The 11,764-nt window shown below is 65.5% G+C and carries 10 protein-coding genes; 4 read left to right on the top strand and 6 right to left on the bottom strand.

The window, feature by feature from the left end:
* The first annotated feature begins 179 nt into the window (after positions 1 to 179).
* On the top strand, positions 180 to 758 hold the full coding sequence (locus AC3WON_RS21740; RefSeq protein ID WP_492352739.1) for an elongation factor P: 579 nt from the start codon (positions 180 to 182) through the stop codon (positions 756 to 758).
* Between the two features lie 138 nt (positions 759 to 896).
* On the opposite strand, the gene AC3WON_RS21735 is transcribed toward AC3WON_RS21740, so the two are convergent.
* Positions 897 to 1,151: a hypothetical protein gene (locus AC3WON_RS21735; protein ID WP_492317933.1), complete on the bottom strand. Its 255-nt coding sequence runs from the start codon at positions 1,149 to 1,151 to the stop codon at positions 897 to 899.
* Positions 1,152 to 1,476: 325 nt separating this feature from the next.
* Between AC3WON_RS21735 and AC3WON_RS21730 the strand changes: the two genes are divergently transcribed.
* On the top strand, positions 1,477 to 1,803 hold the full coding sequence (locus tag AC3WON_RS21730; protein ID WP_492317932.1) for a hypothetical protein: 327 nt from the start codon (positions 1,477 to 1,479) through the stop codon (positions 1,801 to 1,803).
* A 41-nt stretch (positions 1,804 to 1,844) separates the two neighbouring features.
* Here the strand turns inward: AC3WON_RS21730 and AC3WON_RS21725 are convergent, their stop codons facing one another.
* The 5 genes from AC3WON_RS21725 to AC3WON_RS21705 form a co-directional block, all read right to left on the bottom strand.
* A complete protein-coding gene (locus tag AC3WON_RS21725) occupies positions 1,845 to 2,183 on the bottom strand; it encodes a copper-binding protein (RefSeq protein ID WP_492317931.1) in 339 nt (112 codons plus the stop codon).
* Positions 2,180 to 5,350 (bottom strand): efflux RND transporter permease subunit, encoded by a 3,171-nt coding sequence (locus AC3WON_RS21720; RefSeq protein ID WP_492352738.1) that lies wholly within the window; start codon positions 5,348 to 5,350, stop codon positions 2,180 to 2,182. Before AC3WON_RS21720 ends, AC3WON_RS21725 begins: the two co-directional genes overlap by 4 nt.
* Positions 5,347 to 6,885 carry an efflux RND transporter periplasmic adaptor subunit gene (locus AC3WON_RS21715; RefSeq protein WP_492352737.1) on the bottom strand — a complete coding sequence of 513 codons (1,539 nt, stop codon included), beginning with the start codon at positions 6,883 to 6,885 and terminating at the stop codon, positions 5,347 to 5,349. Before AC3WON_RS21715 ends, AC3WON_RS21720 begins: the two co-directional genes overlap by 4 nt.
* Positions 6,882 to 8,183, bottom strand: a complete 1,302-nt coding sequence (locus tag AC3WON_RS21710) for a TolC family protein (RefSeq protein ID WP_492352736.1) — start codon at positions 8,181 to 8,183, stop codon at positions 6,882 to 6,884. Before AC3WON_RS21710 ends, AC3WON_RS21715 begins: the two co-directional genes overlap by 4 nt.
* Positions 8,184 to 8,252: 69 nt before the next feature.
* Positions 8,253 to 8,651: a hypothetical protein gene (locus tag AC3WON_RS21705; RefSeq protein ID WP_492317927.1), complete on the bottom strand. Its 399-nt coding sequence runs from the start codon at positions 8,649 to 8,651 to the stop codon at positions 8,253 to 8,255.
* A gap of 227 nt (positions 8,652 to 8,878) precedes the next feature.
* Here AC3WON_RS21705 and AC3WON_RS21700 point away from each other — a divergent pair, with 227 nt between their 5' ends.
* Together AC3WON_RS21700 and AC3WON_RS21695 are read left to right on the top strand one after the other, a co-directional pair.
* Positions 8,879 to 10,330 (top strand): alkaline phosphatase, encoded by a 1,452-nt coding sequence (locus tag AC3WON_RS21700; protein WP_492317926.1) that lies wholly within the window; start codon positions 8,879 to 8,881, stop codon positions 10,328 to 10,330.
* 26 nt (positions 10,331 to 10,356) lie between these two features.
* Complete coding sequence (locus tag AC3WON_RS21695) at positions 10,357 to 11,742, top strand: alkaline phosphatase (RefSeq protein ID WP_492352735.1); 1,386 nt, start codon at positions 10,357 to 10,359, stop codon at positions 11,740 to 11,742.
* Positions 11,743 to 11,764: the final 22 nt, after the last annotated feature.

Genomic DNA, 11,764 nt, shown 5'->3' with positions numbered 1-11,764 from the left:
CGCAAAAACGCCAACCCACACGGGGTTGGCGTTTTTTTTGTTCGGCGAGATAGCTCGCGGGGTTCTTCAGCCTTATGCATGCGGCGCTGCAGCATCCCGCTGTCGCCGCCGGCCTTTGTTGAAGGCGCGCTGCGGTGCTAGGCTGAAGGCGAGATCTTGCCGCCCAGGCGGAGACACCAATGGTCGAAGCTTCCGAACTGAAGTCGGGCATGGTCATCATGCTTGAGGGTGAACTTCATAGCGTTACCAGCGCCGGGTACCACGCCGGCGGCGGCCAACAGGGGAGCGCAGTTTTCGCCAAGTTCAAGAACCTCAAGACTGGTCACATCAAGGAGTTGCGGTTACACCCGGGCCACAAGTTCGAAGAGGTCGAGCTTGATCACCAGGAGATGGAATATCTGTACACCGATGGTGTCGCCTTTTTCTTCATGAATCCCGACACCTTCGAGCAGATCAGTTTTCCTGCGGAAACCATGGGTGCATACCAGAAATTTCTTCACCCCAATATGCGAATCCCGGTGCAGCTTTATGAGGGCGAGCCAGTCACCATCGCATTCCCGCCGGCGGTCGAGGTAACCATCATGTCCACGCCGCCAGGACTGCACGAGCATGAAACCTCTACCTTCAAGACTGCCACGCTGGAGAACGGCATGGAAGTTCTCGTTCCTCAGTTCGTCAAGGAAGGGGACACGGTGCGAATCGAGGTCGCTTCAGGAAAATATCTGGAGCGGATAAGGCGAGGGACGCGAAAGTCGTGACGCCAGTGCCGCGCCATCGCTCCCTGCATGCGCAGCGCCGCGTACAGTTTCGCTGGAACTTGGCCGGCAGCAAACTGTGCGCGCCAAATGCGATTGCCCAGGCGCGCTACGCTGGAGATCCTTCCTCGCCGAGCTGACTTACTCGTTCCTGAGATCAATGCCGAAGCCGCCAGCCAGTTCACAATCGATGATCCCGGCGGCGTAGGCAAAAAGCCAGTCCTCTGCCTCCAGCAGCGATGCGGGCGGGTGGGGCCAGTCCGGCGTAAAGCGGATGCCCATGTCCTCATTGCGCGTGGAGATCTGGACTCGCCCGCATGGCTTGCCTGGCTCAATCACCTCCGGCACGAACAGGGCAACGTGGAATCCCTTGTAAGACCGCTTTTTTTCCAGCATTTCAGCCTCCGAAAATTTATGCAGGTCCGTGGCTCAGCACGAGCGCCGGACTGTCTTGAGTTCACGATATAGCGGGGCGCGGCGAAAGCCTAGTAATGCCGCGGCCAGTGCCCAGGCATGGGAGTGACCAGTGGCGGATTTCGGCAACAGGAACCCCGGGGATCACATCGGAGCGTGCGGTCGATTTTGACCTAGACTGAAAAAGTGCCCTTCGCGCGCTTCGGGGCTGCGCAATGGAGCTTCACTGGCAGCCGATAATGCGGGCGAATGACAATGGCACAGGCTACCTGAATTCATGTGAATTGATGTTCACGAAGGGGGCATCATGTTGCAAGCCAGTGAAATGCAGCAACGTTTTAGTCATCTGCAGCAAACCATCAGCGAGACATCACGCACTTGTCATGCCGATGCGGGGATTCCACAAGATTTGATGAACTGCGTGGATGAGCTCGACAAGGAATGCAAAGCGGCATCGAAGGTCGTGTCTTCCAAGGATGAGGATCGGATCCGGCAGTGGGTCGATGATCTCGAACGGATCGGTGATCGTGCAGACCGCGCTTGCCAGCAGGCCGGCGGTCTCGATGCAAAGGTCAAGGATGCAGTCAGTTCGATGCATTCGGAACTTTCTGACCTGAAGCGCCAAGTGCACTAACCAATCTGACAGCCCCGGTCCAACCCGCCGGGGCTGATTGCTCACTTGCGCCGCATTTCCACGACCGTTGGTTTGCCATCGACGTTGTCGAAGGTCACGGAAACTGCGTCGCCCTCCTTGAAATCCTTCAGCGATGCGCGTTCCTTGACGGGGAACGCCATGGTCATCGGGCCCATGCCGAGGTTGGCGATCGGTCCGTGCCTGAGCGTGACCTTGCCGGCCTGCGCATCGATCTTCTTGATCTCGGCTGCGACGGGTTGCGGCGCCTGCTGCGAGGGTGCGGAGGGCTTCATGTCCATGCCGTCCATCGAGCCCGCTGCGAATGCGGCCGGCGTGGTGGTCAAGGCAAGGACGAGGGCGAGCGTCTTGATGGATTTCATTGCGGTTCCTTTTGCAGTGATGGGTGGACGGAAACAGATTGAGGTCTGGTCTGGCGCCGGCGCATCAGCAAATACACCGCCGGCACCACGAAGAGCGAAAGCAATGGCGCGGTGAGCATGCCGCCCACCATCGGCGCGGCAATGCGCTGCATGACCTCGGAGCCGGTGCCATGCGACCACATGATCGGCACCAGGCCGGCCAGGATGACGGCGACGGTCATTGCCTTGGGGCGTACGCGCAGCACCGCGCCTTCCTGGATGGCTTCAAGCAGCGCGGACAGGCTGGCTTCGCCCTGGTTCGCGCGCGCGGTCCATGCCTGCTTGAGGTAGAGCAGCATGATCACGCCGAATTCCGCCGCCACGCCCGCCAGCGCGATGAAGCCGACCACGCCGGCAACCGACAGGTTATAGCCCAGCAGGTAGAGCAGCCAGAAGCCGCCGATCAGCGCCAGCGGCAGCGTGCCCATGATGAGCAGGGCTTCATCGAGACGGCCGAACACCAGGTACAGCAGCACGAAGATGATCAGCAGCGTGAACGGCACCACCACCTTCAGCTTTGCGGCGGCCCGCTCCAGGTATTCGAACTGCCCGGACCAGCTCAGCGAATAGCCGGCCGGCATCGGCACCGCTTTCGCGACGGCAGCCTGCATGTCCCGGACGGCCGAGCGCAGGTCACGCCCGCGGATGTCGACATACACCCAGCCCGACAGGCGCGCGTTTTCGCTGCGCAGCATCGGCGCTCCCTGCACCACCTGGATGCGCGCCACGTCGGACAGCACGATCTGCTGGCCCTTGTCGGTGACGATGGGCAGGCTGCGCAGTTGCTCCACCGAGTCGCGGTAGTCGCGCGGGTAGCGTACGTTGATCGGGAAGCGCGCCAGCCCGTCGACGACCTCGCCCACATTGTCGCCGCCGATGGCCGACGACACCACGCTCTGCACATCCGCGATGTTCAGCCCGTAGCGGCCCGCCGCCACGCGATCGATGTCGATATCGACATAGCGCCCGCCGCTCAGCCGCTCGGCCAGCGCCGACGTCACTCCCGGCACTGTCCTGACGGTTTCCTCGATGCGCGTTGCCAGGCGGTCGATTTCCTTCAGGTCCGCGCCCGCCACCTTGATGCCGACCGGGCTCTTGATGCCGGTGGCAAGCATGTCGATGCGGTTGCGGATCGGCGGCACCCAGATGTTGGACAGGCCCGGCACCTTGACCACGCGATCGAGCTCTTCCACCAGCTTGTCGGTGGTCATGCCGGCACGCCACTGGTCGCGCGGCTTGAACTGGATGGTGGTCTCGAACATCTCGAGGGGTGCCGGATCGGTCGCGGTATCGGCCCGGCCGGCCTTGCCGAACACGGTCGCCACCTCGGGCACGGTCCTGATCAGGCGGTCGGTCTGCTGCAGCAGCTGCGCCGCCTTGCCGGCGGAAAGGCCCGGCAATGCCGATGGCATATAGAGCAGGTCGCCCTCGTCGAGCGGCGGCATGAATTCGGCGCCGGTACGCATCATCGGCCACGCCGTCGCGGCCAGCAGCACCGCGGCGATCGCAAGGGTGGTCTTCGGGTAGGCCAGCACCCGTGCCAGCACCGGCCGATAGGCGCGGATCAGCCATCGGTTCAGGGGGTTGGACTTCTCCGAGGGAATCCTGCCGCGGATCAGATAGCCCATCAGCACCGGCACCAGCGTCACCGACAGGCCCGCCGCCGCGGCCATGGAATAGGTCTTGGTAAAGGCCAGCGGCGAGAACAGCCGGCCCTCCTGCGCCTCCAGCGTAAAGACCGGGATAAACGACAGCGTGATGATCAGCAGCGAGAAGAACAGCGCCGGCCCGACCTCGGTGGCGGCCCGGCCGATCACGCCCCAGCGCTCGTCCCCTGCCAGCGCCCGGCCGGGGTTGTCGGCATGCCAGTGTTCCAGCTGCTTGTGCGCGTTCTCGATCATCACGACCGCGGCATCGACCATGGCGCCAATGGCGATGGCAATGCCGCCCAGCGACATGATGTTGGCATTGATGCCCTGGTAGCGCATCACCAAAAAGGCGGCCAGCACGCCCAGCGGCAGCGACACGATCGCCACCAGCGCGGAACGCAGGTGGAACAGGAACAGCAGGCACACCAGCGCGACCACGGCGAACTCTTCGGCCAACTTGTGCGTCAGGTTTTCCACCGCGCGCTTGATCAGCGCGGAGCGGTCGTAGGTGGTGACGATCTGCACACCGGCAGGCAGGCTCTTCTGCAGCGTGGCTAGCTTTGCCTTGACCGCCTCGATGGTTTCCAGCGCGTTCTTGCCTGAGCGCATCACGATCACGCCGCCGGCAACCTCGCCCTGGCCGTCAAGTTCGGCGATGCCGCGCCGCATCTCCGGCCCAAGCTGCACGACTGCGACATCGCCCAGCCGCACCGGAATGCCGGCATCGCTGGTTACCAGCGGGATCTGCCGGAAATCGTCGAGCGTCTTCAGGTAGCCGCTGGCGCGCACCATATACTCTGCCTCGCCCATTTCCAGCACCGACCCGCCGGCTTCCTGGTTGGCGCCCCTGAGCGCCGCCAGCACCTTGCCCTGCGACAGGTTGTAGGCGCGCATCCGGTCCGGCAGCACCACCACCTGGTACTGCTTCACCATGCCGCCCAGCGAAGCGACCTCGGCCACATTGGGCAGCGATTTCAGTTCGAAGCGCAGGAACCAGTCCTGCAGCGCGCGCAACTGGCCGAGGTCATGCTGGCCGGTCTTGTCCACCAGCGCGTACTCGTAGATCCAGCCGACGCCGGTGGCATCCGGGCCCAGCGCCGGCCTGGCCGCGGCGGGCAGGCGGGACTGCACCTGGTTCAGGTATTCCAGCACGCGCGAGCGCGCCCAGTACAGGTCGGTGCCATCCTCGAACAGCACATAGACGAACGAATCGCCAAAGAAAGAGTAACCCCGGACCGTCCTGGCGCCGGGCACCGACAGCATGGTGGTGGTCAGCGGATACGTGACCTGGTTCTCGACGATCTGCGGCGCCTGGCCGGGGAAGGGCGTGCGGATGATCACCTGCACATCGGACAGGTCGGGCAGGGCGTCGAGCGGCGTGCTCCGCACCGCCCACAGGCCCCATGCGGTCAGCATCACCGTGGCCAGCAGGACCAGGATGCGGTGGCGGATCGAGGCGAGGATCAGGCGCGCGATCATGGCCTGGCTCCCTGGGCGGTGCCGGCGGGCTCGACTGACGACAGCATGGCCGCGCCGTCGCGGTCCAGGCGGAAGCGGAAGCGGATGCGGTCGCCAGGCTTCAGTCCCTTGGGCAGGCCTGTCGGCGGCGCGGCGAAATCCATGGTCATCGCACCCCACTGTGCCGACGGGATCGGGCCGTGCGAGATGGTCAGGCTCTCGCTGCCGTGCACGGCTTCGATGCGGCCTGTGCCTTCATGCTCGGTCGATGGTGCGGCAGGTGCGGAGGCCGCAGGCGGGGCGGACATGCGTTGCGCGCTGCCGCGCAGGCTGGCTTCCGAGTCGATCAGGAACTGGCCGGACGTGACCACTTTCTGTCCCGGCGCCAGTCCGTCCAGCACCTCGACCATGCCATCGGCCTCGCGGCCGGTCTTGATCTCGGTGGCAACGAACCCTGCCTGGCCGGCATCGACCATGACGATACTGCGCTGACCGGTGCGGATGACCGACTCCGACGGGATCAGCAACGCTTCCTTCTGCGCGCCACTGTCGAAGCCGACCGTGACAAACATGCCCGGCAGCAGGCGCCTGCCTGGGTTTGGCAGCACGATGCGGGCCTTGACGGTGCGGGTCGCCGGGTTGACGTCGGGAAGGATGGCGTCGACCTTGCCGCCAAGGGGGCTGGCCGTGCCGCCCTGCAGTACCGTGGCCGCCGCGCCGGGCCGGATGGTGCCGGCCTGGCCCTCTGGTACCTCGGCAATCACCCACACCTGGCTGAGATCAGCCAGGCGGAACAGCGTCATGCCCGGCGACACGGTCATGCCCTCGCGCACCGCCACCTCGGTCACGAGGCCATCGACCGGGCTGGCGATGGCAACACCGGGCTGCAGCTTGCCGGATCTTTCGACCGCACTGACCTGGCCCGGTGTCATGCCCGCCTGCAGCATGCGATTCCTGGCAGCACTGCGCAGGTCGCCCAGATGCTCGCTTGCTGCCATGCGCGACACGGCCAGGTATTCCTCTTGCGCCGCGATCCAGTCGGGCGAGTACAGGGTGACCAGCGCCTGTCCGCGCCGGACCGGGTCAAGGGTCGCGCGGACCGCGACGTGCTGCACAAAGGCGTTGGTGCGCGCCTGGATGACCTGCACGCTGCGTTCGTCGATGGCGACATTGCCGGGCACCTGCAGCATCGCGGCCAGCCGCCCAGGCTTTGCTTCGGCGGTGCGAATGCCGAGGTTTTGCGCGACATGGCTGTCGACGGTGACACCGCCGCCGCCATCGTCCGCGTAGACCGGCACCAGTTGCATCTCCATGAAGGGCGACTTGCCCGGCTTGTCGAAGCGCTGGCCCGGCACCATGGGATCGTGCCAGTACAGGATCTTCCTGCCTGTCTTCGGGTCGATGTCGCCGGCCTTGAGCATGGTGGATTGCGCGCCAGCCGTGCTCGACGGTTGCGCAGTCTGTGTGCCGCGCGTGAACCCGAAGTGGTAAGCGCCGTAGAGGGCGATGCCGGCGACGACCAGCCCGGCTGCTGCTGCAATGATGTGCTTCTTCATTTTGCCTCCCTCACTGCGGCTTCGGTCTGGGCGGTCGGCAATGGCACCAGGTAGTTCAGGTCCGCCCACAGCTTCGCGGTTTTTGCCTCAAGCAGCAGGCGATCCATGGCGGTGTCGATGGCGCGATGGTTGGCTTCGGCGACGGCCGCCAAGCTGCCCGTGCTGGCGCGGTAAGCCGTCAGTGCCGCATCCGCCTGTGCCCGCGCGAGCGGCAAGGTCTTGTCGTCGTAGCGCCGCAGCCGGTCAAGGTTGCGCTGCAGCTCGGCCAGCCTGGCGCCGACCATGGCCTGGGTATTGCGCCGGATCACTTCCAGCCTGGCCCGCGCGTCGCTGGCCTGCGCCAGCCGCGCGCTGATTTCACGGTCCTGGCGGTTGCCCCGGTCCCACGGCAGCGGGAAGCTGACGTTGAGCGAGCCCATGTTCGAGTAGGCCGAGCCGCGCTGGCTGTACATCAGCTCGACCGTCACGTCCGGCTTGCGGGCTTCGGTTGCCACCTGGATTTCCGATTCGGCCAGCGCCACGTCGCGCTGCGCAGCCGACAGTTCGGGCACGGCCTCGAACTCGCCCCGGGCGAGTTGCCGGGCGCCTGGCGGCACTTCAAGCGGTGGCCGCTCCGACAGCGGGCGCCGCGCAGCGGCGCCGACCCAGCGCTCCAGGTTCAGCGTGGCCGTTGCCAGCGCGGCGCGGTTCTCGTCCTCGCGGTCGTGCAGCTTCTGGATTTCCAGCTCCATCGCCAGTACCTCCGCACGCGAGCCGCGCCCGCTGCGGTAGGCCGCGGTGGCGGCCTGCAGCGCCAGTTCAAGCGGATCGCCGTGATGGCCGAGCAGCACGCCGGCCTGCTCCGCATACCACCGGTCGAGCCAGGCATTGACCGCATTGCGCTGCACGCCTGCCAGCCCCAGCGCGCGCTGCGCGTCGGCAGCGGCGGCTTCGGCTTCGAAGCGCGCGGCCCTGGCGCGGCGCTTGTCCGCGCGCGTGAATTCCTGCATCACCGAGATCGAGCGCATGGTCATGGAATCCCGGCTCAGCGAGAACGCGTCCGAGCCGTTGACCGGCACGTTGTTGACGCCGAGCTTGACCACGGGATCCGGCAGGCGGCCGGCGGCGACCGCCATTTGCCCCGCGGCCTCCACGGCGCCGCGCGACGATTCGGCGTCGCCGGCATGGGCGCTCGCGATCGCGACGGCTTCCTCAAGGGAGAGGGACGGGGCGGATGGTCCGGGCGCGCCTTGCGGCGCAGCCAGGCCGATTGCGGGCGCGCTGAGCAGCGCCACGGTCAGGTGACGTAAAAAAAGCATAAAACCTCCAGGGACGACGACTGCTGCCCGCATGGAAGCAGGCAGCACCAGGTGACGTCGAGCCGGAGGCTAAGTCTGGAAACTGCAGTGAAGGACGGTGAGGGGAGGCGGTGCGCGCGCCTCAGCTTCGGCGCGCAGCGCAACGCGAACCTCCGCCAGGACCACGCGCGTTGGCTCAAGCACGCGCATCAGCACCGGCATGAAGGCCGGAAGCTGCGGCGAAGCATGGTCGGCGTTCTTGGAATCGGCCTGGCAATGCGCCAGGCAAAGCCCGCCCTGGTCAATGCCCTGCTGGGTGTCGCTGGCGGCCATATCGGCGCAGGATTCGGTCATCGCCGCCATCGTGCCGCTGTGTTCCGCCTGGTAGCGGCTGCCGGTACAGGCGTACGCCGCCACTGCCAGCTGGGCTGCCAGGAAGACAACGAGGAGGAAGCCGGCGAACCATGGCCGGCGATGCGATTTGCCCACGAGAGCGGTGCCTGTTTTGGCGACAATATATCAGTGTTCGGCGCCACCAGGCAGCATCGCTACTGCGGCAGCTTGCCGCACAGGTGGGCCGTTCGCGAACATAGCGAACGGCCTGATGCTGCACTTTCGCATGTTTGCCTGCAGCGGCAACGTTGCCGTCCTGTGACACGTCACGGTGCCGAAATATTCGTCGTGCATCCTCCCGCCAAAACCAACGGGGAGGAAATATGAGGCGTCTTTCAATACTGGCAGCCCCGCTGCTGGCGCTGGCCGTGGCGTCGTGCGGCAGCGATGATGACAACAATGCGCCGGTCACGCAGCCGCCGGCTGCCGGCAGCACCGCGCCCACGAAGAACGTCGTGTTCTTCCTTGGCGACGGCATGGGCATGACGACCATGACCGCGGCGCGGATCTACAAGGTCGGCGAGGATGGGGACCTGACCATGGACACGCTCCCCGAGAGCGGGTTTATCCGGACCTATTCGAACAACGCGCAGGTGACCGACAGCGCGCCGTCGATGGCGGCCTACATGACCGGCGTCAAGATGAACAACGAAGTCATCTCGATGACGCCGGAGACCAATGCCTTCGACGCCAGCGGCAAGGACTACCTGTCCGGCGCGGACAGCACCTGTCCGGCTTCCGGCAACGGCCAGAGCGTGCCGACGCTGCTCGAGCAGATGAAGGCGGCAGGCTACGGCACCGGCGTGGTCACCACCACCCGCATCACGCACGCAACCCCCGCCACGACCTACGCGCACGTGTGTCACCGCGACGCCGAGAACACCATCGCCGCGCAACTGGTGCCGAACGGCGCCGGCTACAACAGCGCGCTTGGCGATGGCGTCGATGTGATCTTCGGCGGCGGCCGCAAGCACTTCCAGAACAAGGCCGCGGGCGGCGCCCGCACCGACGGCCGCGACCTGGTTGGCGAACTGACCAAGGCCGGCTATACCTACGCTTCCAGCAAGGCCGAGTTCGACAAGATCGACGCCGCCAGCGCGAAGAAGGTGGCAGGGCTGTTCACGTCCAGCCATATGGCCTACGACCTGGACCGCGTGCCCGGCGATGAACCGAGCCTGGCGGAGATGACCGGCAAGGCCATCGACGTGCTTGCCGCGAAGAAGAAGGGCTTCTTCCTGATGGTGGAAGGCGGCCGCATCGACCACGCATTGCATGAAACCACCGCGCGCAAGGCGCTGCAGGACACCGTGGCCTTCGACACCGCGATCAAGACTGCGATCGACAAGCTCAACGTGATCGACCCGGGCCTGAAGAACACGCTGATCGTCGTCACCGCCGACCATGACCACACGCTGGTGCTGAACGGCTACGCCAAGCGCACCGGCCCCACCAGCGACAGCAACCCCGGCGTGCTGGGCCTGCTGAAGAACTACGTGACCGGCGCACTGTCCACGGACTCCGGCGGCAATCCCTTCACCATCATCGGCTTCGGCACCGGCGAGAACCGCCCGGCCACGCGCACCGCGCTGACCGATGCGCAGGTCTACGACAAGAGCTATCACCAGGAAGCCGCGATCCCGATGGCGGCGGGTGGCGAGACCCATGGCGGCACCGATGTCTTTATCGGCGCACTGGGCAACGGTGCCGAATCCTTCACCGGTGTGATGGACAACACCGACGTGTTCGGCCTGATCAAGACGGCCATCGGCCTCTAAGCCACTATCGCTGACGGAATAACGCCATGAAACTCATCATTCGTACCGGCCTGTCCGCAGTTGCGGCTGCCTGCGCCTGCATTGCCTTCCCTGCGCAAGCCGCGGGCGAGGCCAAGAATGTCATCTTCTTCCTGGGCGACGGCATGGGCCCGACCACCGTCACCGCTTCGCGCATCTACAAGTATGGCGAGACCGGCAAGCTCAACATGGAGTCGCTCAAGCGCACCGCGCGCGTGAAGACGTATTCGAACGACGCGCAGACCACCGACAGCGCGCCGTCGATGGCGGCCTACATGACCGGCGTGAAGATGAACAACGAAGTCATCTCGATGTCGGCCGATACCAAGGCCAGCGACGGCACCGGCAAGGCCTATGTGACCAGCGCCGGTGACAGCACCTGTCCCAGCGGCAACGGCGCGCCGGTCGTGACCGTGCTGGAACTGGCCAAGGCCGCCGGCAAGTCGGTCGGCGCGGTGACCACCACGCGCGTGACCCACGCAACGCCGGCGGCCACTTTCTCGCACGTCTGCCACCGCGACGGCGAGAACAATATCGCCGCGCAGGCAACGCCCGGCAACGCCGGCTACAACACCGCGCTCAAGGACGGCCTGGACGTGCTGCTTGGCGGCGGCCGCCGCCAGTTCCTGCCCAGCGCCGCGGGTGGCAAGCGCACCGATGGCGTCGACCTGACCACGCAGTTCCCGGGCTACACCTACGTGACCACCGGCACCGCGTTCAAGGCCGTGGACCCGGCATCGACCAACAAGCTGCTCGGCCTGTTCAATATGGACCACCTCAACTACGAGCTGGACCGCGTCAAGAACAATGTCGACGAGCCCAGCCTGGCCGACATGACCGAGAAGGCCATCCGCATCCTGCAGAAGAACGGCAACGGCTATTTCCTGATGGTGGAGGGCGGCCGGATCGACCATGCGCTGCATGGCACCAACGCCAAGCGCGCGCTGGAAGACACGATCGCGTTTGACGATGCCATCAAGCGTGCGCTGTCGATGGTGGACCTGTCGAACACGATGATCGTGGTCACTGCCGACCACGACCATACGATGACGATCAATGGCTACTCGCATCGCGGCAACCCGATCCTGGGCACGGCAACGGACATCAAGACCAGGCAGCCGGCCACGGCGGCCGACGGCCTGCCTTACACCACGCTGGTGTTCGGCAACGGCGGCGGTCCGCGCAAGACCCCGCGCGACAACCCCGCGCTGGTGGACACCACGGCTGACGGCTACCTGCAGGAAGTTGGCGTCAACCTTGGCTCGCCGGGCTCGGAAACCCACGGCGGCGGCGATGTGATGCTGTTCTCGACGGGGCCGGGCAACGCCGCGCTCAAGGGCACCATCGACAACACCAAGGTGTTCAGCGTCGTGAAGTCCGCGCTGGGCCTGTGATGCCGGCCGCGGCCTTGCTGCA

It is taken from the genome of Cupriavidus sp. FW305-46 (assembly GCF_058787075.1).
Note: the sequence above shows the minus strand (reverse complement) of the source record. Positions and strands in the feature narration are given on the sequence as shown.

What these genes read in the sequence shown, in the direction of transcription:
- AC3WON_RS21740 (WP_492352739.1), top strand. Translation starts at nt 180, where the DNA reads ATGGTCGAAGCTTCCGAACTGAAGTCGGGCATGGTCATCATGCTTGAG.
- AC3WON_RS21735 (WP_492317933.1), bottom strand. Translation starts at nt 1,151, where the DNA reads ATGCTGGAAAAAAAGCGGTCTTACAAGGGATTCCACGTTGCCCTGTTC.
- AC3WON_RS21730 (WP_492317932.1), top strand. Translation starts at nt 1,477, where the DNA reads ATGTTGCAAGCCAGTGAAATGCAGCAACGTTTTAGTCATCTGCAGCAA.
- AC3WON_RS21725 (WP_492317931.1), bottom strand. Translation starts at nt 2,183, where the DNA reads ATGAAATCCATCAAGACGCTCGCCCTCGTCCTTGCCTTGACCACCACG.
- AC3WON_RS21720 (WP_492352738.1), bottom strand. Translation starts at nt 5,350, where the DNA reads ATGATCGCGCGCCTGATCCTCGCCTCGATCCGCCACCGCATCCTGGTC.
- AC3WON_RS21715 (WP_492352737.1), bottom strand. Translation starts at nt 6,885, where the DNA reads ATGAAGAAGCACATCATTGCAGCAGCAGCCGGGCTGGTCGTCGCCGGC.
- AC3WON_RS21710 (WP_492352736.1), bottom strand. Translation starts at nt 8,183, where the DNA reads ATGCTTTTTTTACGTCACCTGACCGTGGCGCTGCTCAGCGCGCCCGCA.
- AC3WON_RS21700 (WP_492317926.1), top strand. Translation starts at nt 8,879, where the DNA reads ATGAGGCGTCTTTCAATACTGGCAGCCCCGCTGCTGGCGCTGGCCGTG.
- AC3WON_RS21695 (WP_492352735.1), top strand. Translation starts at nt 10,357, where the DNA reads ATGAAACTCATCATTCGTACCGGCCTGTCCGCAGTTGCGGCTGCCTGC.